Origin of the sequence: Streptomyces sp. NPDC057854 (genome assembly GCF_042797055.1) — a bacterium.
Lineage (GTDB): Bacteria > Actinomycetota > Actinomycetes > Streptomycetales > Streptomycetaceae > Streptomyces.
The window spans coordinates 277,225-297,461 of sequence record NZ_JBHVMF010000003.1; the positions used below are offsets into that span (position 1 = coordinate 277,225).

General features: G+C 74.5%; 20 protein-coding genes. 13 read left to right on the forward strand and 7 right to left on the reverse strand.

The window, feature by feature from the left end; translation table 11 throughout:
- Window positions 1-56 precede the first annotated feature (56 nt).
- A complete protein-coding gene (locus ACFVQZ_RS07535; protein ID WP_081959041.1) occupies window positions 57-500 on the forward strand; it encodes an STAS domain-containing protein in 444 nt (147 codons plus the stop codon).
- Here the strand turns inward: ACFVQZ_RS07535 and ACFVQZ_RS07540 are convergent.
- Window positions 472-1,998 carry an AMP-binding protein gene (locus ACFVQZ_RS07540; RefSeq protein WP_030494862.1) on the reverse strand — a complete coding sequence of 509 codons (1,527 nt, stop codon included), beginning with the start codon at window positions 1,996-1,998 and terminating at the stop codon, window positions 472-474. The two genes, ACFVQZ_RS07535 and ACFVQZ_RS07540, sit on opposite strands and share 29 nt — an antisense overlap.
- A gap of 131 nt (window positions 1,999-2,129) precedes the next feature.
- Between ACFVQZ_RS07540 and ACFVQZ_RS07545 the strand changes: the two genes are divergently transcribed.
- The 4 genes from ACFVQZ_RS07545 to ACFVQZ_RS07560 all read left to right on the forward strand — a co-directional run bounded on the left by ACFVQZ_RS07545 (window position 2,130) and on the right by ACFVQZ_RS07560 (window position 6,143).
- Complete coding sequence (locus ACFVQZ_RS07545; RefSeq protein ID WP_383620364.1) at window positions 2,130-3,365, forward strand: amidohydrolase family protein; 1,236 nt, start codon at window positions 2,130-2,132, stop codon at window positions 3,363-3,365.
- Window positions 3,365-4,498, forward strand: a complete 1,134-nt coding sequence (locus ACFVQZ_RS07550) for an acyl-CoA dehydrogenase family protein (RefSeq protein WP_383620365.1) — start codon at window positions 3,365-3,367, stop codon at window positions 4,496-4,498. The genes ACFVQZ_RS07545 and ACFVQZ_RS07550 overlap by 1 nt, the downstream gene beginning before the upstream one ends.
- A gap of 8 nt (window positions 4,499-4,506) precedes the next feature.
- Entirely contained in the window at window positions 4,507-5,370 is an 864-nt protein-coding gene (locus ACFVQZ_RS07555) for an acyl-CoA dehydrogenase family protein (protein ID WP_030494859.1), read from the forward strand.
- A 329-nt stretch (window positions 5,371-5,699) separates the two neighbouring features.
- Window positions 5,700-6,143 (forward strand): ATP-binding protein, encoded by a 444-nt coding sequence (locus ACFVQZ_RS07560; RefSeq protein WP_030494858.1) that lies wholly within the window; start codon window positions 5,700-5,702, stop codon window positions 6,141-6,143.
- Between the two features lie 230 nt (window positions 6,144-6,373).
- Here the strand turns inward: ACFVQZ_RS07560 and ACFVQZ_RS07565 are convergent, their stop codons facing one another.
- Window positions 6,374-7,300: a cyclase family protein gene (locus tag ACFVQZ_RS07565; RefSeq protein ID WP_383620367.1), complete on the reverse strand. Its 927-nt coding sequence runs from the start codon at window positions 7,298-7,300 to the stop codon at window positions 6,374-6,376.
- A gap of 84 nt (window positions 7,301-7,384) precedes the next feature.
- On the opposite strand from ACFVQZ_RS07565, the gene ACFVQZ_RS07570 reads away from it, so the two are divergent.
- The 3 genes from ACFVQZ_RS07570 (at window position 7,385) to ACFVQZ_RS07580 (ending at window position 10,067) form a co-directional block, all read left to right on the forward strand.
- Entirely contained in the window at window positions 7,385-8,299 is a 915-nt protein-coding gene (locus ACFVQZ_RS07570) for an SDR family oxidoreductase (RefSeq protein ID WP_383620369.1), read from the forward strand.
- Window positions 8,300-8,328: 29 nt separating this feature from the next.
- A complete protein-coding gene (locus ACFVQZ_RS07575; RefSeq protein WP_383620371.1) occupies window positions 8,329-9,378 on the forward strand; it encodes a Zn-dependent alcohol dehydrogenase in 1,050 nt (349 codons plus the stop codon).
- Between the two features lie 119 nt (window positions 9,379-9,497).
- Entirely contained in the window at window positions 9,498-10,067 is a 570-nt protein-coding gene (locus ACFVQZ_RS07580; RefSeq protein WP_383620373.1) for a hypothetical protein, read from the forward strand.
- On the opposite strand, the gene ACFVQZ_RS07585 is transcribed toward ACFVQZ_RS07580, so the two are convergent.
- Entirely contained in the window at window positions 10,031-11,011 is a 981-nt protein-coding gene (locus tag ACFVQZ_RS07585) for a helix-turn-helix domain-containing protein (protein WP_030494853.1), read from the reverse strand. The two genes, ACFVQZ_RS07580 and ACFVQZ_RS07585, sit on opposite strands and share 37 nt — an antisense overlap.
- A gap of 60 nt (window positions 11,012-11,071) precedes the next feature.
- On the opposite strand from ACFVQZ_RS07585, the gene ACFVQZ_RS07590 reads away from it, so the two are divergent.
- From ACFVQZ_RS07590 to ACFVQZ_RS07600, 3 genes are all read left to right on the forward strand, one after another.
- Window positions 11,072-12,349: an MFS transporter gene (locus ACFVQZ_RS07590; RefSeq protein ID WP_383620463.1), complete on the forward strand. Its 1,278-nt coding sequence runs from the start codon at window positions 11,072-11,074 to the stop codon at window positions 12,347-12,349.
- Window positions 12,350-12,442: 93 nt separating this feature from the next.
- On the forward strand, window positions 12,443-13,729 hold the full coding sequence (locus ACFVQZ_RS07595) for an MFS transporter (protein WP_036414772.1): 1,287 nt from the start codon (window positions 12,443-12,445) through the stop codon (window positions 13,727-13,729).
- A gap of 7 nt (window positions 13,730-13,736) precedes the next feature.
- Entirely contained in the window at window positions 13,737-14,174 is a 438-nt protein-coding gene (locus ACFVQZ_RS07600; RefSeq protein ID WP_383620375.1) for a hypothetical protein, read from the forward strand.
- Here the strand turns inward: ACFVQZ_RS07600 and ACFVQZ_RS07605 are convergent.
- From ACFVQZ_RS07605 to ACFVQZ_RS07620, 4 genes are all read right to left on the reverse strand, one after another.
- A complete protein-coding gene (locus ACFVQZ_RS07605) occupies window positions 14,161-14,766 on the reverse strand; it encodes a flavin reductase family protein (RefSeq protein ID WP_321192744.1) in 606 nt (201 codons plus the stop codon). The genes ACFVQZ_RS07600 and ACFVQZ_RS07605 overlap by 14 nt on opposite strands.
- A gap of 62 nt (window positions 14,767-14,828) precedes the next feature.
- Window positions 14,829-15,617 (reverse strand): enoyl-CoA hydratase/isomerase family protein, encoded by a 789-nt coding sequence (locus ACFVQZ_RS07610; protein WP_383620377.1) that lies wholly within the window; start codon window positions 15,615-15,617, stop codon window positions 14,829-14,831.
- A gap of 7 nt (window positions 15,618-15,624) precedes the next feature.
- Window positions 15,625-17,847, reverse strand: a complete 2,223-nt coding sequence (locus ACFVQZ_RS07615; RefSeq protein WP_030494847.1) for an acetate--CoA ligase family protein — start codon at window positions 17,845-17,847, stop codon at window positions 15,625-15,627.
- Between the two features lie 192 nt (window positions 17,848-18,039).
- A complete protein-coding gene (locus tag ACFVQZ_RS07620; protein WP_383620379.1) occupies window positions 18,040-19,194 on the reverse strand; it encodes a flavin-containing monooxygenase in 1,155 nt (384 codons plus the stop codon).
- A 159-nt stretch (window positions 19,195-19,353) separates the two neighbouring features.
- On the opposite strand from ACFVQZ_RS07620, the gene ACFVQZ_RS07625 reads away from it, so the two are divergent.
- Both ACFVQZ_RS07625 and ACFVQZ_RS07630 read left to right on the forward strand, forming a co-directional pair.
- Complete coding sequence (locus ACFVQZ_RS07625) at window positions 19,354-19,803, forward strand: DoxX family protein (protein ID WP_383620381.1); 450 nt, start codon at window positions 19,354-19,356, stop codon at window positions 19,801-19,803.
- Complete coding sequence (locus tag ACFVQZ_RS07630) at window positions 19,803-20,219, forward strand: Zn-ribbon domain-containing OB-fold protein (RefSeq protein WP_383620383.1); 417 nt, start codon at window positions 19,803-19,805, stop codon at window positions 20,217-20,219. Before ACFVQZ_RS07625 ends, ACFVQZ_RS07630 begins: the two co-directional genes overlap by 1 nt.
- Window positions 20,220-20,237 lie beyond the last annotated feature (18 nt).

Below are 20,237 nucleotides of genomic sequence, written 5' to 3' on the forward strand. Positions count from 1 at the left end.
GCGTCATACCCGGCGCCAGAAGTTTCGGCCAGGGGCTCGCGGGCAGGCGCCCGTCCGTGACGACGATCGAGGCTCACGAGGACGACCGCGGCGGATGGACGGTGCTGCGCCTGCGCGGTGAACTGGACCTGGTGACCTCGCCGGGGATACGGCGGCGGGTGCACGACGCCGTCGCGGCCGGGCGGCACGACCTCGTCGTCGACCTGTCGGGGGTGCGGTTCTGCGACTCCAGCGGCATCGGCGTGCTCGTGGCCTCGCGCCGGCTGCTGCGCTCGTGCGGCGGACGGCTGCGGCTGGTCCTGCCGGAGGTGGGGGAGAGCCAGGGCCATGTGACCCGGGTCTTCGCCGCGCTGGGCGTGACCCGGCTCTTCGAGGTGTACGAGGACGTGCCGGCGGCCCTCGCGGGCGAGGCGCCCGCGCCGCCGGTCCCGGCACCCCGCTCCGGCATCGACGAGGCCCCGCTGCCCCGCCCTACCCCGCTGCCCCGAACCGCTCCCTGAGCTTGTACTTGAGGACCTTCCGCAGCGTCTCGTTGCGCGGCAGCGCGTCCACCACCTCCAGCTGCTCGGGCAGCTTGTGGACGGAGAGGCCGGCCGCGCGCAGGAAGGCGGTGAGCTCCGGCAGGGTCAGCGGCGGCGCGCCCGGCGGCTGTTCGACGACGGCGCAGACCCGTTCGCCGCGCTCGGCGTCGGGGAGGCCGATGACGGCGGCGTCGCCGACGGCGGGGTGCTCGTGGAGGAGGTCCTCGATCTCCTTGGCCGAGATGTTCTCGCCCTTGCGGATGATGACGTCCTTGGCCCGGCCGGTGAGGACGAGGTGGCCGCTGGGCGTGAGGTGGCCGAGGTCGCCGGTGACGAGGAAGCCGTCCTCGTCGAAGGCGTCGGCGGTCTGCGCCGGGTCGAGGTAGCCGCGGCAGACGGCCTCGCCGCGGAGCCGTATCCCGCCGTCGTCCGCGATCCGGATCTCCATGCCGGCGGGCGGCCGGCCCTCGGTGCCGGCGAGGTGCTCGGCGGTGTCCTCCGGGTCGCCCATGGTGATCATGGGGACCTCGGTCATGCCGTAGCCGTGGGTGAGCTGGCAGCCCAGTTCCTTCCGGACCGCGTGGTACAGCTCGGGCGGTTTGGGCGCGCCGCCGCCGGCGAGCAGCCGCAGGGTGGGGATGACGGGTTCGCCGGGGTTCTTGCGCTGCTCGGCGAGGAACATCGCGTAGAAGGCGGTGGAGCCGCCGGCGACGGTGACGCCGTGCCGGCGGTACTCGGTCAGTGACTCCGGCAGCGCGAACTGTTCGAGCATCAGGGCGGGGAAGCCGTACAGCAGCAGCATGACGGTGTAGTCGGGCCCGGCGATGTGGGCGTACGGGAAGGCCATGGAGCCGACGTCGGCGGGGGTGAGGCGCAGCGCGTGGGCGAGGCAGGCGCCGCCGGCGATCAGGGAGCGGTCGGTGTGCAGGACGCCCTTGGGGTCGGAGGTGGTGCCGGAGGTCCAGTAGATCCAGCGGACGTCGGTGCCGGAGGCGGGCGGCGGGGGGAGGACGGCCGGGTCGCCGTCGGGCAGGTCCTCGGGGGCGTACGCGGGGAAGATCCCGCGCGCGCCGAGCCGGCGGGCCATCTCCGTGTGGTCGAAGCCGCGCCAGACGCCGGGGACGGCGAAGTGCTCGGCGCGGGACGCGCGCAGCGCGAAGCCGACCTCCTTGTCCCGGTAGAAGGGGATGACGGGGGTCTGGACGGCGCCGAGGCGGGCGAGCGCGAAGGAGAGCACGGCGGTCTCGAGGCGGGTGGGGAGCTGCCAGGCGACGACGGTGCCGGGGCGGACGCCCCGGGCGTACAGGCCGGCGGCGCAGCGCTCGGCGCGGTCGCGGAGCCCGCCGAAGGTGAGGACGCGGTCGTCCTGGAGGAGGACGGGCCGGTCGGGGGTGAGGGCGGCGCGGCGCTCGACGAGCTCCCAGAGGGTGCGGGACTCGCCCAGGGCGTGGGCCTGCGCGGTTGCGGTCGAGGTCACCGGAGCCTCCATTCCTGACGGAGCGTCAGTTCGTGCGGAGAGCGTAGAGGGCCGGTCCTTGTCGGTCCAGACCCCCGGGGCTAGCCTGGCGTCATCAGGATCTGACGATCCATCAGATAACTGGAGGGGTCATGACCGGACTGCCCCGCACCACCCCCGAACCGCCCCGCACCACCGCCCCCGAGCTGCCCCGCATCATCAGCGTCGACGACCACGTGATCGAACCCGCCCACCTCTTCGACACCTGGCTCCCCGCGAAGTACCGCGACCGGGGCCCCCGGGCGCTCACCGCCGGCATCGGCGAGCTCGCCTACGTCGGCGGCAAGTACCAGATCACCATGGACCCCGACGGCCCGCCCGCCGACTGGTGGATCTACGAGGACCTGCGGTTCCCGTACAAGCGCAACATCGCCGCCGTCGGCTTCGACCGGGACGACATGACCCTGGAGGGCATCACCCGCGAGGAGATGCGGCGCGGCTGCTGGGACCCCAAGGCCCGCCTCGCCGACATGGACCTCAACCACGTCGAGGCCAGCCTCTGCTTCCCCACCTTCCCGCGCTTCTGCGGCCAGACCTTCGCCGAGGCCCACGACAAGGAGGTCGCCCTCGCCTGCGTGCGCGCCTACAACGACTGGATGGTCGAGGAGTGGTGCGGCGACAGCGGCGGCCGGCTCATCCCGCTCTGCATCATCCCGCTCTGGGACATCGGCCTCGCCGTCGCCGAGATCCGGCGCAACGCCGCCCGCGGGGTGAAGGCCGTGACCTTCTCCGAGATCCCCACCCACCTCGGCCTGCCGTCGATCCACTCCGGCTACTGGGACCCCTTCTTCGCCGTCTGCCAGGACACCGGCACGGTCGTCAACATGCACATCGGCTCCAGCAGCCAGATGCCCGCCGCCTCCCCCGACGCCCCGCCCGCCGTCCAGGCCAGCCTCAGCTTCAACAACGCCATGGCCTCGATGATGGACTTCCTCTTCAGCGGCGTCCTCGTCCGGTTCCCCCGCCTGAAGCTCGCCTACAGCGAGGGCCAGATGGGATGGATCCCGTACGCCCTGGAGCGCGCCGACGACGTCTGGGAGGAGCACCGGGCCTGGGGCGGCGTCCGCGACCTCGTCCCCGAGCCGCCGTCCACGTACTACTACCGGCAGATCTTCTGCTGCTTCTTCCGCGACAAGCACGGCATCGCCTCGCTGGACGTCGTCGGCCGCGACAACGCCACCTTCGAGACCGACTACCCGCACGTCGACTCCACCTTCCCGCACACCAAGGAGGTCGCCCTCGACCACGTGCGCGGCCTCGACGACGAGACCGTCTACAAGCTGATGCGCGGCAACGCCATCCGCATGCTCGACCTCGGCATCGTCTGATGGACCTCACCTACACCGACGCCGAGGAGGACTTCCGGGCCCGGCTCCGCGCCTGGCTCGCCGCCGAACTGCCCCGGCTGCCCGAACGGCCCGACCCGCTCGACTGGCCGGGCCGCCGGGCGTACGACTGCGGCTGGCAGCGGCGGCTCTACGACGCCGGCTACGGCCACGTGCACTGGGACGCCTCCCCGACCCGGCGGCTCATCTTCCTGGAGGAGACCGAACGGGCCGGAGCCCCCTACGTCGGCGCCAACTTCGTCGGCCTGCTGCACGCCGGACCGACCGTCGCCGCCGAGGGCACGCCGGAACAGCGCGCGCGCTGGCTGGAACCGGTGCTGCGCGGCGACGAGGTGTGGTGCCAGGGCTTCAGCGAGCCCGGCGCCGGCTCCGACCTCGCGGCGCTGCGCACCCGGGCCGTCCGGGACGGCGACGCGTACGTCGTCACCGGCCACAAGATCTGGACCTCGCACGCCGAGGTCGCCGACTGGTGCGAGCTGCTGGTCCGCACCGACCCGGACGCGCCCCGGCACCGCGGCATCAGCTGGCTCGCGCTGCCCATGGACGCCCCCGGCGTCACCGTCCGGCCGCTGCGGACCCTCGCCGGCTCCACCGAGTTCGCCGAGCTGTTCCTCGACGAGGTGCGGATCCCCGTCGCCAACCGGGTCGGGGAGGAGAACGACGGCTGGCGGGTCACCATGGTCACCCTGTCGTTCGAACGCGGCACCGCGTTCGTCGGTGAGGTCGTCGCCTGCCGCCGCCTGCTCGGCGCACTCGCCCGCGCCGCCCGCGAGAACGGCCGCTGGGACGACCCCGGGCTGCGCCGCCGCCTCGGCCGCCTCGCCGCCGAGTTCCAGGCCCTCTGGCGGCTCACCCAGCGCAACGTCAGCGAGGCGCAGGCCACCGGCGGCGTCCCCGGCACCGGCGGCTCCGTCTTCAAGCTGCACTACTCGCACGCCCGCCAGGAGCTGTACGACACCGCAGCGGCGGTCCTCGGCCCCGACGCGCTCGACCTCGGGCGGGAGTGGACCCTCGACCGGCTCTCCTCCCTCTCGTACACGATCGCCGCCGGCACCAGCCAGATCCAGCGCAACATCGTCGCCGAGCGGATCCTCGGCCTGCCGAAGGGACGGTGAGCCGGACCGTGGACTTCCGACTGAGCCAGGACCAGCGCGACCTCGTCCGGGGCGTACGGGACCTGCTCGCGGGCCGCTTCGGGCGGGACGCGCTGCGGGCGGCCGCGGACGAGCCCGGGCGGCTCGACCGGGGGCTGTGGAAGGAGCTCGGCGACGCCGGGTTCTTCGCGCTGCGGCTGCCCGAGGCCGACGGCGGGGTCGGGCTCGGCCTTCCGGAGGCGGCGCTGCTGTTCGAGGAGGCGGGGCGGGCGCTGCTGCCCGGCCCGCTCGTCGCCACGCACCTCGCGGCGGGCACGGTGCCGGGCGCCGCCGAGGGCCGCACGGTGGTGACCGAGGTCTCGCCCGAGGGCCTGCTCCCCTGGCGGGACGCGGCCGACGTGGTGCGCGGCGACGCGGCCGGAGCCGTACCGCTGCGGTCGGTCGACCCGCTGACGCCGCTCCACCGGGCGCCCGGCACCGGGGCGTGGGCGCCGGAGGCCGTCCTGCTCACCGCCGCCGAACAGGTCGGGACCGCCGCCTGGTGCACCGACGCCGCCGTCGCGCACGCCGGGCGGCGGGAGCAGTTCGGGCAGCTGATCGGGGGGTTCCAGGCGGTGAAGCACCTGTGCGCCGGGATGCTGGTGCGGACCGAGCTGGCGCGGGCCGCCGTGCACGCCGCCGCCGTGACCGCCGACCCGGTCGAGATCGCCGGGGCCAAGCTGCTCGCCGACGAGGCGGCCGTCGGCAACGCCCGCGACTGCCTCCAGGTGCACGGCGGCATGGGCTTCACCTGGGAGGCGGACGTCCATCTGCACCTGAAACGGGCCTGGGTGCGGGCCGCGCTCGCGCTGCCGGAGGACCGGGCCGCGGAGGAGGTGGCCGCCGCGCTCTGAACCCCGCCCTCCGGTGCCCGAACTGGTGACGGAGCGTGTTCGAATCCAGGGTCGCGGTCGATATCGGGTTGTGTCCTTCGGGGGGTCGTCACGGGCCGGAGACGGGGTCCCGCTCCGGTACTCTCCGTGGGATGCGAGTGCTTGTGAGCCCGGGTCGCGCCCCGCGTTCGACTCCCCGCCGCGTGCGTCGCACAGTATGGACCATGCGTACTCCTTCGCGCGGGAATATGCCCGAAGCGCTTGTTGCGGTGACTGTACGTCAACCATGCTGTCCCGTAAGGGAATCACGTTCCGTAAAGGTGTGTCCGCCGGTTCGGATGGTGTGAACGGTGCAGGTGCTTCAGGTGCAGTTGGAGGTCGGGCCGGACCCGGCGGAGGTGGGGCGTGCGCGCAGGTGGGCCCGGAAACGGCTGGCCGGTTCCGGGATAGGGGACGACGAGCCGCTGGCGGAGACGCTGGTGCTGCTCATCTCCGAGCTGGTGACCAACGCGGTCGTGCACACCGGCTGTCCCGCCGTGCTGCGGATGCTCTTCGCGGCCGAGGGCGGGGTCCGGGTCGAGGTCGCCGACCGCAGCGAGCTGCCGCCCCGGCCGCGGCACGCCGCGGGGGAGGACACCAACGGGCGCGGCCTCGAACTGGTCGACGGCCTCGCCGACCGGTGGGGCTGGCAGCCCGAAGGGGCCGGCAAGAGCATCTGGTGCGAGGTGGACCGCACGCCCGCGGCGCCCGCGCCGGCCGGGGGCGTGATGTCACCCGGACGGATGCCCTGTTGACGGTTCGTTCCGTTTTCCCCACCCTGGGGTGAGCGATTCGTGGCGAGGGGAGCCGAGGGCCGTGGGCCCTCGGCGTGTGCGGGTCGTGGCCGGGTGGCGGCGGTCCGCAACCGTGCTCGGGGCGCGTGCGGGCGCGCCGCCGCCCGGAGGGGGGCCCGGTCGGGGGAGGGCGGAGGGCTGCCTGGCCGGAGGAGACCGGAGGGCCTGGTCGCCGCTGCCGAGGGGCCTGATCAGAGCAGGGCCACCGGAGCCACCGGGGTGCCGGTGCCGCCGACGAAGGGTTCCGGCATCGCGGACAGCAGGAAGCCGTAGCGCGCCTCTTGTGCACAGGCTGTGGACAACTCTTCGAGGTTCCAGTTCTGGCCCTGGAGCATCCCCATCTCCACCAGGTCGAGCGCGTGCACCCCGAGCCACAGGTCCTCGATCTCCGGCGGGAAGATCTCGAAGGTGAGCGTGTCGTTGGCGACCGCCGCCACGTCCCGGGCGTGGAACCACTCCGGCGTACGGATCGACAGCCCGGGCGACGGGAACGCGTATCCGTGCCGGTCCCCGGCCAGGTACAGCCGCATCTGCCCGGTCCGTACGAGCACGATGTCGCCGGCCCCGACGCGCACCCGCCCGTACTCCGCCGCCTCGTCCAGGTCCTCCGGCGTCACCGCGTGGTCCCCCGGCAGCCGGTCCACGCCCTTCGCGGCCGCCACGTCCAGCAGCACCCCGCGCCCGACGACGTGCCGGGCCGTGTGGATGCCGCTGAACGCGGCCCGGCCGTGCGCGGTCACCGTGCCGGCGGGGCGCCCGTTGTAGATCCGGCCCGAGTGCGAGGCGTGGGTGAGCGCGTCCCAGTGGGTGCCCGCCTGGAGGCCCAGGGTCACCGCGTCGTCGCTGGTGGCGACCGTGCCGGGGCCGAAGAGCTCCTGGTTGACCTGGACCATCACGTGCAGCGGATTGACCCGGCCCGGGATCATCCCGGTCTGCACGCCGTCCTGCCGCAGCTCCACCGCGAGGGGCACGCGGAGGCCGGAGCGGACGCCCGCGGCGGCGTCCCGGACGGCCGCGTCGGAGATCAGGTTGAGCGTGCCGATCTCGTCGTCCCGGCCCCAGCGGCCCCAGTTGTTCACGCGCTGCGCGATCTCGTGGAAGGCGGCGGGAAGGGACATCGGGACCTCCGGGGTCTTGTCTTCCGGCATCTGACGGCCCATAGAATCTAACGGACCGTCAGAAACTGCGGGAAGGGGCCGGAGATGGGGAACTTCTTGGCGGGCAAGGTCGTCGCCGTGACCGGGGCGGGACGCGGCATCGGGCGCGCGGTCGCCCTCGCCTGCGCCGCCGAGGGGGCCAGGGTCGTCGTCAACGACTACGGCGTCTCCGTCGAGGGCGCCGAACCGACCAGTGAGATCGCCGCGGCCGTCGTCAAGGAGATCGAGGCCGCGGGCGGCGCCGCCGTCTCCGTCGCCGACGACATCTCCACCATGGCGGGCGGCCAGCGGGTCGTCGACGCCGCCCTCGCCGCGTACGGCCGGATCGACGGCGTCGTCTGCGTGGCGGGCATCCTGCGCGAACGCATGCTCTTCAACATGACCGAGGAGGAGTGGGACCCCGTCGTCGCCACCCACCTCAAAGGCACCTTCACCGTCTTCCGCGCGGCGTCGGCCGTCATGCGCCGGCAGCGCTCCGGCACCCTCGTCGGCTTCACCAGCGGCAACCACCAGGGCTCCGTCGCCCAGGCCAACTACTCCGCCGCCAAGGGCGGGATCATCTCGCTCGTCCGCAGCGCCGCGCTCGGCCTCCACAAGTACGGCGTCACCGCGAACGCCGTCGCCCCCGTCGCCCGCACCCGCATGTCCGCCGGCGTCCCCATGGAGCTCACGGAGATCGGCGAGCCCGAGGACGTCGCCGCGCTCGTCGTCTACCTGCTCAGCGACCGCGCCCGCGCCGAGGACATCACCGGGCAGGTGTACACCGTCGCCGGACCCAAGATCGCGGTCTGGGCGCAGCCCCGGGAGCTGCGGGCCGGATACGCCGAGGGCGGCGCGTGGACGCCGGAGCGCATCGCGGACTTCCTGCCCGGGACCGTCGGCACCGACCCGATGCCGATGCTGGCCCGGCTGGAGGAGATGGCCCGGGCCGCAGCGGCGGGGGACCGCCCCAACCAGTAGGCCGGCTTCGAGGAGAGGGAGGGCACGCCGTGCACGGTGTGGTGTTCGACGGCAAGGACGTAGAGGTCGTCACGGACCTGGAGGTGCGGGACCCCGGGCCCGGCGAGGTGCTGGTGCGGATCCGGGCGGCCGGGCTCTGCCACAGCGACCTGTCCGTCCTCGACGGGACCATCCCGTTCCCGCCGCCCGTCGTGCTCGGGCACGAGGGCGCCGGGGTGGTCGAGGCGGTCGGGGCGGGGGTGGGCCACGTCGGCCCCGGCGACCACGTGGCGCTGTCCACCCTCGCCAACTGCGGGGCGTGCGCCGACTGCGACACCGGCCGGCCCACCATGTGCCGGAAGGCCATCGGGAGGCCCGGGCGGCCGTTCTCCCGGCAGGGCCGGCCGCTCTTCCAGTTCGCGTCCAACTCGTCCTTCGCCGAACGGACCGTCGTGCGGGCCGTGCAGGCCGTGAGGATCCCCGACGACGTGCCGTTCGCCTCGGCGGCGCTGCTCGGCTGCGGCGTCCTCACCGGCGTCGGAGCCGTCCTCAACCGGGCGAAGGTGGCCCGCGGCGACACCGTCGTCGTCATCGGCGCCGGCGGCATCGGGCTCAACGTCGTCCAGGGCGCCCGGATCGCGGGCGCGGCGGTGATCGTCGCCGTCGACACCAACCCGGCCAAGGAGGACCTGGCCCGCCGCTTCGGCGCCACCCACTTCCTCGGCTCCGCCGACGGCGTCCGGGACGTGCTGCCGGCCGGCGCCGACCACGTCTTCGAGTGCGTCGGCCACACCGGCCTCGTCCGCACCGCCATCGACCTCCTCGACCGGCACGGACAGGCCGTGCTGCTCGGCATGACCGCCCCGACGGCGGAGGCGAGCTTCCCGCCCGCCGCGATGTTCCTCGACAAGGCGATCCTGGGCTGCCGGTACGGCTCCTCCCGCCCCCAGAAGGACATCCCGCTGTACGCCGGCCTGTACCGCACCGGCGCCCTCCTCCTCGACGAACTCGTCACCACCACCTACCCGGTGGAGCAGTTCGCCCGCGCCCGCGCGGAGGCGGAGGCGGGCGAGGTGGCCCGGGGGGTGCTCGTCTTCTGACGCGGCCGGGGAAGGCGCGGACGGGACCCGGCCCGCACGGGACCGCACGGAACCGGGCGGGAGGGGAGCGGCGTCCGGAGCGGAGAAGCCCGCGCCCGACCTCGACGTGAGGAAACCCCATGGAACTCCGCAGGCCGCCGGCCGTGCTCGCCGTCCTCGCCCTCGTGCCCCTGCTGGTGGCCGGCTGCAGCGACGGCTCGCCGCCGCCGGAACCGGCCGACGTGGTCGAGACCGTGGACGAGGAGCCGGCCGGGGAGAAGACGGGGGACACGGGGACGGCGGACGAGGCGGCGCGGCAGCGGGCCCGGGACGCCGTCGGCTCGCCGGACGACCCGGAGTTCGTCGAGGGCGGCAGCGCGCCGGCCGCGGAGGGCGCGCACATCCGTGCCGTACTGGACCCGGGGGCCGCGTACGACCTCTCCGTGGCCTGCGTCGGGACCGGCAGCGTGCGGGTGGTCGTCGCCGGCCGGGCACCGGCGACCCTGCCGTGCGACGGGGCGCCCCTCCACCGCCGGGTCGCGGACGCCCCCGCCGAACTGCCCGTCGACGTCACCCCGGCCGGCGGGACGAAGGGGGTCGTCGCCTGGCAGATCGACACCGTCGACCCCGACGGGAACGGGGCCGGCGCACCGGAGGCCGCCGAGGACGACGATCAGCCGGAGAAGCCGGTGCGGAAGGTGCGGCGGTAGGCGGTGGGGGTGACGCCGATGGCCGTCATCAGGTGGACGCGCAGGGACTGGGCGGTGCCGAAGCCGGAGTCCTGGGCGACGCGGTCGACCGGGAGGTCGCTGGTCTCCAGGAGGTGACGGGCCCGTTCGACGCGCTGCTGGGTGAGCCACTGGCCGGGGCTGATGCCGACCTCGTCGCGGAAGCGGCGGGTGAAGGTGCGGACGCTCATCGCCTCCCGCTCGGCCAGGTCCCGCAGCTGGATCGGCTCGTGGAGGTGGGCCAGCGCCCAGGCGCGGGCGGCGGTCGTCGTGTGGGTGCCGGAGTCCGGGACCGGACGGGCGATGTACTGGGCCTGGCCGCCGTCCCGGTGCGGCGGGACGACCGTGCGGCGGGCCACGTCGTTGGCGACCGCCGCGCCGTGGTCGCGGCGCACGATGTGCAGGCACAGGTCGAGGCCGGCGGCGACGCCCGCCGAGGTGAGCACGTCGCCGTCGTCGACGAAGAGGACGTCGGCGTCGACCCGCACCGTCGGGAACAGCCGCTGGAAGTGGTCGGCCGAGGCCCAGTGCGTGGTCGCCGGGCGCCCGTCGAGCCAGCCGGCGGCGGCGAGCACGTACCCGCCCGTGCAGATCGCGACGAGCCGCGTCCCCGGCCGCACCCGCGCGAGGGCGGCGGCCAGGTCCGGCGGCAGCCTGCCCTCCTGGTACACCGGCCCGAGCTCGTACGAGGCGGGCACGACGACCGTGTCCGCCGTCTCCAGCGCCTCCGGGCCGTGCTCCACGTGCACCGCGAAGTCCGCGTCCGTCGGGACCGGTCCCGGCGCCACCGCGCATGTGACGGTCTCGTACAGCGGCCGTCCCGCCGCGTCCTTGGCGCGGCCGAAGATCCGGTGCGGGATGCCCAGCTCGAAGGGGAGCAGCCCGGGCAGGGCGAGGACGACGACGCGGTGCGGCCGGTGCGGCACGGGCTCCCCCTCGGGAAATCGGTGGTGGTCCAGACCACGTGGTGGTACGACTGGCTGCCCGTGACGGACAACACGCGCGAGGACGCGCGCCAGGACAGCACCCCCCAGTCTGACGCCGGCGCGCCGGCTCCGGCGACGCTCCCGCCGCCGCCCCTGTGGAACCGCGACTTCCGGCTGTTCTTCACCGCCCGGGCCGTCGCCGTCCTCGGCGAGGGCATGGTCCCCGTCGCCTTCGCCGCCGGACTCCTCGGCGCCGGCCGGCCCGGCTCCTCCGTCGGCTACGCGCTCGGCCTGTGGACGGCCGCCTTCGCCGTCTTCGTCCTCTTCGGCGGCGTCCTCGCCGACCGCTTCACCGCCCGCCGCATGATGATCACCGCCGATCTGCTGCGGCTGCCCGGCGCCGCGCTGCTGGCCGTCGCGTTCGCGGTCGGCAGCCCGCCGCTGTGGGCCGTCTACGCGCTCTCCGTCGTCGCCGGCGTCGGCGCCGCGCTCTTCCAGCCGGGCGTCGCCTCGACGATCCCGCGCATCGCCCCCGACGTGCAGCGCGCCAACGCCGTGCTGCGGGTGGCGGAGGCGCTGATGACGATGGCGGGCCCGGCGCTCGCGGGCCTCCTCGTCGCCGCCTGGAACGCCGGCGCCGCTTTCGCCGCGAACGCCGCCACCTTCGCCGTCAGCGCCGTCTGCTTCCTGCTGATGCGGATCCCGCCCGCCCCGGCGGACAACCGCGAGCGCGGCTCCTTCGCCTCCGAACTGGCCCTCGGCTGGCGCGAGTTCCGGGCCCGGAGCTGGCTGTGGGGCGTCATCGCCATCTGGACGGTGTACGGGCTGACCGTCGCCGGCCCGATGGTGCCGCTCACCGCGAGCCTGGTCACCGGCGGCCACGGCTCGGCCGTGTACGGCGCGCTGATGGCCGTCAACGGCGCCGGCAGCGCCCTCGGCGGCCTGCTCGCCCTCCGCGTCCGCCCCCGCCGCCCCCTCGCCTCCGGCGCCGTCGCCCTCCTCGGACTCCCGCTCAACCTGGCGCTCCTCGGCCTCGGCGCCCCGGTCGCCGCGCTCGCCGCCGGGCAGCTCGTGGCCGGCACCGCCTTCGCGTTCTGGCTCGTCATGTGGTCCACGGCCGTCCAGACCCACGTGCCCCAGGAGGCCCTGAACCGCATGCACGCCTACGACGTGGCCGGATCCCTGCTGATGATGGGCGTCGGCCGGGCCCTGTCCGGGCCGGTCGCCGGCGTGGTCGGCACGGAGGCGGTGCTGCTCGCGGGCGCCGGCATCGCGGTCCTGGTGGTGGCGGCGCTGCTGGCGGTCCGGCCGATCCGGGAGCTGCCGAGGGTGGGGTGACGGCCGGGGAGCCGGGGCGGTGTCCCGATCCGTTGGAAACCTGACAGTCGGGCCAATGGCGAGGGTGCGGTTCCGGCCACGATGCTCGGTGGCATGGCCCAGACAACGGAGCACCGCCCCGCCACCCCGACCCCCGCCCCCGGCCCCCGTACCCCCCGCGTCCACCACGCCTGGTACGTCGCCGCGGTCGCCTTCGTCACGATCATCGGCGCGGCCGGCTTCGCCTCCCTGCCGGGCCTGCTCATCGAACCGCTCCACGCCGAGTTCGACTGGTCGCGCGGCACGATCGGCTTCGCCGTCTCCGTGAACCTCGCGCTCTACGGCCTCACCGCCCCCTTCGCCGCCGCCCTCATGGACCGCTTCGGCATCCGCCGGGTCGTCGCCGCGGCCCTCACGGTCATCGCGACCGGCGCCGTCCTCACGGTCTGGATGACGGCCGCCTGGCAACTGGTGCTGTTCTGGGGCGTCCTCGTCGGCCTCGGCAGCGGCTCCATGGCGCTCGCCTTCGCCGCGACCGTCACCAACCGCTGGTTCACCGCCCGCCGCGGCCTGGTCACCGGCATCCTGACGGCCGCCGGCGCCTCCGGCCAGCTCGTCTTCCTGCCCCTCCTCTCCTGGCTGGTCGAGCACCACGGCTGGCGCCCGGCCGCCGTGACCGTCGCCCTCTCCGCGCTCGCCGTCGTCCCGTTCGTCTGGCTGCTGCTCCGCGACCACCCGGCGGACGTCGGCCTCGCCCCGTACGGCGGCGAGTACGCCGAGAAGCCCGCCCCCGTCACGGGCGCCGCCCGCCGCGCGGTGACGGTCCTCCTCAAGGCGGCCCGCACCGGCCCCTTCTGGCTCCTCGCCGGCACCTTCGCGATCTGCGGCGCCTCCACCAACGGCCTGGTCAAGACCCACTTCGTGCCCGCCGCCCACGACCACGGCATGCCGGTCACGGCCGCCGCCGGACTCCTCGCCGTCATCGGCGTCTTCGACGTCGTCGGCACGATCGCCTCCGGCTGGTTCACCGACCGCTTCGAGGCCCGCCGCCTGCTGGCCGTCTACTACGCCCTGCGCGGCGTCTCGCTCCTCTTCCTGCCGATGCTGCTCGCCCCGGCGGTGCACCCGCCGATGATCCTGTTCATCGTCTTCTACGGCCTGGACTGGGTCGCCACCGTCCCGCCCACCATCGCGCTGTGCCGCGAGCACTACGGCGAGGACTCCGCGATCGTCTTCGGCTGGGTCCTCGCCTCCCACCAGGTCGGCGCCGCCGCCGTCGCCTTCGCGGGCGGCGTCGCCCGCGACGTCTTCGGCTCCTACGACGTCGTCTGGTACGCCTCCGGCGCCCTGTGCGCGGCAGCGGCCCTCATGGCCCTCGTGATCCGCCGCCGCCAGGCATGATGAGGGCATGAGCGACTGGGGGAAGCGGCCGTGGCTGCTGGCGGTGTTGCTGCTGGTGCCGGCGGCGGCGACGCTGGCGGGGATCGGGACGTACACGGGGGTGCTGGGACCGGAGGACCCGCCGAAGCCGTCCCGGGCGGACCTCGTGGGACGGTACGAGGACGGGGAGGGGGGTGTGGTGACGCTGCGGGCGGACGGGAAGGCGGAGGTGCGGGGGATCCAGCACAACCTGTACGACGACGGAAGCGGGGCCGGGAAGAGCTGCGACACCTGGTCCTGGACCGTCGACGAGACCCTGCCCCGGTGGCACAGCGCCGTGGTGGTGAGCGGACCCTGCGGCTTCTTCCACACCTGGGACGTGGACGGCACGCGGTCCGACCCGCGGATCATCCACTACATCGAGGACTCGCTGCCCCTCGTCCCCCGCGTCCTCACCCGCCGCTGAACCCCCCGAACCGCCCCCGGTGGAACAGCAGCGGCTCGCCGCCCTCCTCCACCGCGTCCAGGGCCTCCACCCGCCCCACCACGATCAGGTGGTCGCCCCCGGTGTGGACGGCGGTGACCGCGCAGTCGATCCAGGCGGGCACCCCGGCGAGCCGCGGCGCGCCGGTCACCGGGGCCGGCGCCCACGCCACGCCCGCGAACTTGTCGGCGCCGCTGACCGCGAACGCCCGGCACAGCGCCGCCTGCCCGGCCCCCAGCACGTTGACGCAGAAGGTGCCGGCGGCGGCGATGCGGGGCCAGGTGGTGGAGGTCCGGGCGACCATGAAGGCGACCAGGGGCGGGTCGAGCGACAGCGAGGCGAAGGACTGGCAGGCGAAGCCGGCCGGGCCGTCGCCGTCCACCGCCGTGACGAGGACGACGCCGCTCGCGAAGTGCCCGAGCACGCGCCGGAACTCGGCCGGATCGAGCGGCGCCCGCTCGTCCTCCCGGACGGCCCGCAGCGCGGGCCGGGGGAGGGGTTCGACGGCCGTGGGCGCCCCGGCCGCTCTCAGGTGTCGGACGGCGCTGGCCGCCATCCCCGCGTGTCCCATCATGCTCCGCATTGAAACTGACAGACCGTCAGATAGGAACACCCGGGACGGCACGACCTGCCGGGTCACCGCCCCTCGTACACCGCCCCCCGCCGCTCCACGAAGCTCGCCACGCCCTCCTGGGCGTCGCGGGTCGTCATGTTCAGTTCCTGGGCCAGGGCCTCCGCCGCGAAGGCGGTGGCCCGGTCGCTGTCCAGGGAAGCGTTGACCAGGTGCTTCGTCAGGGCGAGGGCGCGGGTCGGACCCTGGGCGAGGCGTTCCGCCCACGCGCGGGCCGTCTTCTCCAGGTCCTCCGCCGGCACCACCCGGTTCACCAGGCCCATCGCCCGCGCCTCCGCCGCCGGCAGCGCGTCGCCGAAGAACATCAGCTCCTTCGCGCGCTGCGGGCCGATCAGGCGCGGCAGCAGGTACGCCCCGCCGCCGTCCGGGACCAGACCCCGGCGTACGAACACCTCCACGAAACGGGCCGACTCGGCCGCGATCACCAGGTCGCACGCGAAGGCCAGGTGCGCGCCGATGCCCGCCGCCGTCCCGTTCACCGCCGCGATCACCGGCTTCTCGCAGTCCAGCACCGCCGCGACGAACCGCTGCGCGCCGCGCCGGATCATCCGCGCCACGTCCCCGGCGACCCGCTCGCCGCCCGCCGCGGGCGCGCCCCGCAGGTCCGCGCCCGCGCAGAAGCCGCGCCCGGTGGCGGTGAGCACCACGCAGCGCACGGACGGGTCGGCGGAGGCGTCGGCCAGCAGGGCGGTGATCCGCTCCCGCTGCTCCCAGGTGACCGCGTTCATCGCCTCGGGGCGGTTGAGCGTGATCCACGAGACGCCGTTCTCCACCCGGTGCAGGACCTCGGACATGGGGCTCCTATCGGCAGACCGCGAGCGCGTCCAGTGCCACCGCGCCCTGGCCGCGCGGCAGCACCATCAGCGGGTTGATGTCGAGTTCGGCGAGGTCGCCGTCGAGTTCCAGGGCCATCCGCTGCACCCGCAGCACCACCTCGACCAGCGCGTCGACGTCGGCCGGCGGTGCGCCGCGTACGCCCTCCAGGAGCGCCCGGCCGCGCAGCTCGTCCAGCATCGAGCGGGCCTCGCGTTCGCCGAAGGGCGGGACGCGGACGGCGGTGTCGTTCAGGACCTCCACCAGTACCCCGCCGAGGCCGACCGTGACCGTCGGGCCGAACAGCTCGTCGTGGGTCACCCCCACCACCATCTCGACGCCCTTGCCGACCATCTGGCAGACGAGGATCCCGTCGAGGTCGATCTGCTCGTAGCGGGCGATGTCGGTGAGGTCGCGGTACGCGTCCCGGACCTGGCTCGCGGACGTCAGCCCGACCTTCACCAGGCCCAGCTCCGTCTTGTGGGCGAGCCGCGCGCCGGACGCCTTCATCACCACCGGGTAGCCGACGAGCCCGGCCGCCCGGACCGCCGCCGCCGCGCTCGTCACCAGCTGCTCGCGCGGCACGCGGATGCCGTACGCGCGCAGCAGCTGCTTCGCCGCGTGCTCGCTGAGCCGCTGCCCGGGCCGCATCAGCGCCTGCGCCTTGCGGAAGGACGGGGACGGGGTGCGGGGCGCCTCGTCGAAGGGGGAGCGGTAGCCGGCGGTGAAGCGGTGGTGGTCGAGGTACGCCTTCACCGCGCCGATGCAGTTGGCGAAGGTGCGGAAGGTCGCCACCCGGGACGAGCCGAGGAGGGTGGTCCGGTACGCCTCCTCCGTGCCGACGGGGGAGCCCCACACCACGCACACCAGCTTGTCGGTGGCCTCGGCCGCGTCCACCAGGTCCTGCGCCAGCTTGTCGCTCATCGGCGGGAAGGGGCCGGTGATGGGACAGATCAGCACGCCGACGGACGGGTCCGCGAGGATCGCGTCGATGATCTTCCGGCCGCGCCGGTCGCCGACGGGGTGGCCGCCGTTGTCGACGGGGTTGGCGACGTTCAGGTACTCCGGGATCCACTGGTGCAGCTCGTCCTGCTTGCCCTGCGGCAGCGTCGGCAGGCTCAGCCCGGCGGCCGTCGCCAGGTCGGCGAAGTGGGCGCCCGTGCCGCCGGAGATGGAGTAGACGACGACGCCCTCGGCGAGCGGCCTGCGGGCGCGGGCGAGCAGGGTGGCGGTGTCCTGGAGCTGGTCGAGCCCGTCGACGCGGATCACCCCGAACTGCCGCATGGCCGCGTCCACGACCCGGTCCGCGCCGGTCAGCTTCCCGGTGTGGGAGGCGGCGGTACGGGCCCCGGTCTCGGTCCTGCCGACCTTCACGGCCACCACCGGCACGCCCTCGCGCGCGGCCCGGTCGGCGGCGAGCAGGAACGACCGCCCGTCCTTCAGCCCTTCCACGTACGCGGCGATGGCGCCGACCTCGGGGAGGGAGGCGAAGTACGAGAGGAAGTCGGCGGTCTCCAGGTCGGCCTCGTTGCCGGTCGGTGCCCAGTGGGAGAGCCGGACGCCCAGCTCCTGGAGGGTGAAGACGGGCCGGCCCTGGTGTCCGGACTGGGTGATGAGGGCGACGGACGGGCCGTCGAGGTCGTCGCGGAACCGCTCGAAGGCGTTGAGGTTGGTGTTGGGCCCGAGGAGCCGGACGCCGGCCCGGCGCACGGCCTCGGCGAGCCGCTGCTGGGCGGCGGCCCCGTCGGCGCCGGTCTCGGCGAAGCCGGAGGCGAAGGCGACCGCGAACCGCACCTTCGCCGCGCCCAGCTCCTCGACGACCGGCAGCGGGTCGGCGACCAGCAGCACGGCCAGGTCGACGGGCCCGGCGAGGTCCTTGACGGACGGCACGCAGGGGAGGCCGAAGACGGCGGTACGGGTCGGGTGCACGGGGATCAGCTCCGCGCCGACCCGCCCGGCCCAGGCGAGCAGCTGCCGGGTGATGCCGGCGTTGGGGCGTCCCTCGGTGTCGGAGGCGCCGACGACGGCGACGGTCCGGGGCCGGAAGAACCGGTCGAGGTCGGGAACCTCGGCGTACAGCGCCCGCCCGCTGACGTCCCGGTCGCCGGGCGCGGCGGCGTGCCCGTGGACGGCGGTGCGGGGCGACTCCCCGCAGGCCTCCACGCGGGCGCGCAGACCGGAGGTGAAGGTGCCGTGAGTCGATCCAAGCATGGTTGCGCTCCGCCCTTCCGTGCAGGGACGCGTCCCGGACAAGTGACCTGACGCCCAGTCAGATTACAGAACTGACGCTCAGTCAGGAATGGGGCGGCGGGGAGGAAGCGCGGGAGGGGGCGCGGGCGGGGGCCCATGAGGGGCGCGGAAGCGCGAAGACCCCGCCGCGGCGGGGTCTTCTGGGCGCGGGTGCTACGTCCGCTTCGGTGCCGTGCGGGCGATCCGCCGCGCGATCCGTTCCGCGTCCCTGGCCAGCTCCCTCAGCATCCCGGAGATCGGGTTGGTGAACCCGGTGAAGTACAGCCCCGGCGCGTGCCGCGGGCTCCGGGCGCCGCGCACGACCGGCCGGCCCCGCGCGTCGAGCACGTCGAGGTGGCCGACGAGGGGTTCGAGGGCGCGGCGGTAGCCGGTGGCGGCGATCACCGCGTCCGGGGAGATCCGGCTGCCGTCGGCCAGCACCACCTCGTGCCCGTCCAGGGCCTCTACGGCCGCGACGACCTCGACCTTCCCGGCCCGGATCGCCGCGACGAGCCCCACGTCCTGGACGGCGATGGCGCCGTCGCGGACGCGGCTGGCGAGCCCGGCGTCGGGGCGCGGCAGCCCGTACGCGGTGAGGTCGGGCGAGGCGAAGCGGGCGACGCCCCGGCCGAGCAGGTCCACGACCGGGACGGGGAGGCGCCGGACGAGGATGCCGCTGCGCTGGGCGGGCCAGCCGGCGGTGGTGCGGCGCAGGATGTGCGGGGCGGTGCGGACGGCGATCCGGACCCGGCCGGCGCCGCCCTCGGCGAGGTCGGCGGCGATCTCGGCGCCGGTGTTGCCGATGCCGACGACGAGCACGTCCTTCCCGGCGTACGGCTCCGGATTGCGGTACTCGCGGGCGTGCACGAGGTCGCCCTCGTACGCGTCGAGCCCGGGCCAGGCCGGCACGGTCGGGGTGTGGTTGAAGCCGGTGGCGACGACGACGGCCCGGCCGGTCAGCCGCCGTCCGCCGGTCGCGTGCAGCACCCAGCCGGTGCCGTCCTCGGCGCGCTCGATCCGGTGCACCTCGACGCCGGTGACGACGTCCAGCTCGTGCTTCTCGGCGTACGCCTCCAGGTAGCGGACGAGGTCGGCGCGGGCGACCCAGCGGCCGTACGCGCGGGGTATCCGCATGCCGGGCAGGCCGGAGAGGCGCCGGGTGGTGTGCAGCCGCAGCCGGTCGTAGTGGCCGCGCCAGGAGGAGCCGACGTCCCCGGACTTCTCCAGGACGACGGCGCGGACGCCGCGGGCGCGCAGGGTGGCGGCGACCGCGAGCCCGCCGGGACCGGCGCCGATGACGTACACCGGCTCTTGGGGGGTGGTGACCATGAACGCTGAGCGTAATGACGTGTACACGCAGTGGGTCTCGCCGAAGCGGGGATTTCGGTTGCGAAACGGTCACGCGCGCCGACCCCTTGCGGAGCCCGGCGGCCCTGCGCTGAACTGACGTACTGTCAGATTCTTGGGTGTACGCCGAGGAGGCCCCCCATGCAGACCCTCTGGCTCACCGGCGCCGAATGGCTCGCCGTCCTCCGCATCGGCCTCGGCCTGTGGTGGCTGGAGAGCTGGCGCCACAAGGACCGCAAGGGCTGGTTCGAGCGCGGCACGGGCATCGCGTGGGCGGCGGACGTGGCCTCCCGGCACCGCTGGGCGGCGGTGCGCGGCGGCTTCGAGAAGGTCGTCGCCCCCCGCCCCCGGCTCATGGCGTACGTCGTCGTGTACGCCGAACTCGCCCTCGGCCTCGGCCTCACCGCCGGCTTCCTCACCCCGATCGCCCTCACCGGCGGCCTCCTCCTGAACCTCCTCTACCTCGTCCTGATGATCCACGACTGGGCCGAGCAGGGGCAGAACGCGATGATGGCGCTGATCTCGCTGGTCGCCCTCGGCGCGATGTCCTGGCAGACCTGGTCCCTCGACTCCGCGATCGGACTCTTCTGATGACGGCCACCCCCGAGGCCGACGCCTTCACCCGCCCCTACTGGGACGCCGCCGCCGAAGGCCGCCTCCTCATCCGCCGCTGCCGCGCCTGCGCCCGCGCCCACCACTACCCCCGCGAGTTCTGCCCCCACTGCTGGAGCGAGGACGTCGCCTGGGAACCGGCCACCGGCCGGGCCACTCTCCACACCTGGTCCGTCGTCCACCGCAACGACCTCCCGCCCTTCACCACCCGCACCCCGTACGTGGCCGCCCTCGTCGACCTCGCCGAGGGCCCCCGCATGATGACGGAGATCGTGGACGTCCCCGAGCCGTCCCTCCGCATCGGCATGCCCCTCACCGTCACCTTCCGCCCGTCCGACGACGGCTTCACGATCCCGGTCTTCACCGCCGCCCCAAACGCCTCTTCGGCCACTTAGGGAAGAACCTGTCCGAAA

Bases quoted from the DNA above. Each gene is read 5' to 3' on its own strand.
- ACFVQZ_RS07605 (WP_321192744.1), bottom strand. From the start codon at position 14,766: ATGATGGGACACGCGGGGATGGCGGCCAGCGCCGTCCGACACCTGAGA.
- ACFVQZ_RS07545 (WP_383620364.1), top strand. From the start codon at position 2,130: ATGACCGGACTGCCCCGCACCACCCCCGAACCGCCCCGCACCACCGCC.
- ACFVQZ_RS07565 (WP_383620367.1), bottom strand. From the start codon at position 7,300: ATGTCCCTTCCCGCCGCCTTCCACGAGATCGCGCAGCGCGTGAACAAC.
- ACFVQZ_RS07620 (WP_383620379.1), bottom strand. From the start codon at position 19,194: ATGGTCACCACCCCCCAAGAGCCGGTGTACGTCATCGGCGCCGGTCCC.
- ACFVQZ_RS07630 (WP_383620383.1), top strand. From the start codon at position 19,803: ATGACGGCCACCCCCGAGGCCGACGCCTTCACCCGCCCCTACTGGGAC.
- ACFVQZ_RS07615 (WP_030494847.1), bottom strand. From the start codon at position 17,847: ATGCTTGGATCGACTCACGGCACCTTCACCTCCGGTCTGCGCGCCCGC.
- ACFVQZ_RS07610 (WP_383620377.1), bottom strand. From the start codon at position 15,617: ATGTCCGAGGTCCTGCACCGGGTGGAGAACGGCGTCTCGTGGATCACG.
- ACFVQZ_RS07570 (WP_383620369.1), top strand. From the start codon at position 7,385: ATGGGGAACTTCTTGGCGGGCAAGGTCGTCGCCGTGACCGGGGCGGGA.
- ACFVQZ_RS07550 (WP_383620365.1), top strand. From the start codon at position 3,365: ATGGACCTCACCTACACCGACGCCGAGGAGGACTTCCGGGCCCGGCTC.
- ACFVQZ_RS07625 (WP_383620381.1), top strand. From the start codon at position 19,354: ATGCAGACCCTCTGGCTCACCGGCGCCGAATGGCTCGCCGTCCTCCGC.
- ACFVQZ_RS07600 (WP_383620375.1), top strand. From the start codon at position 13,737: ATGAGCGACTGGGGGAAGCGGCCGTGGCTGCTGGCGGTGTTGCTGCTG.
- ACFVQZ_RS07580 (WP_383620373.1), top strand. From the start codon at position 9,498: ATGGAACTCCGCAGGCCGCCGGCCGTGCTCGCCGTCCTCGCCCTCGTG.
- ACFVQZ_RS07595 (WP_036414772.1), top strand. From the start codon at position 12,443: ATGGCCCAGACAACGGAGCACCGCCCCGCCACCCCGACCCCCGCCCCC.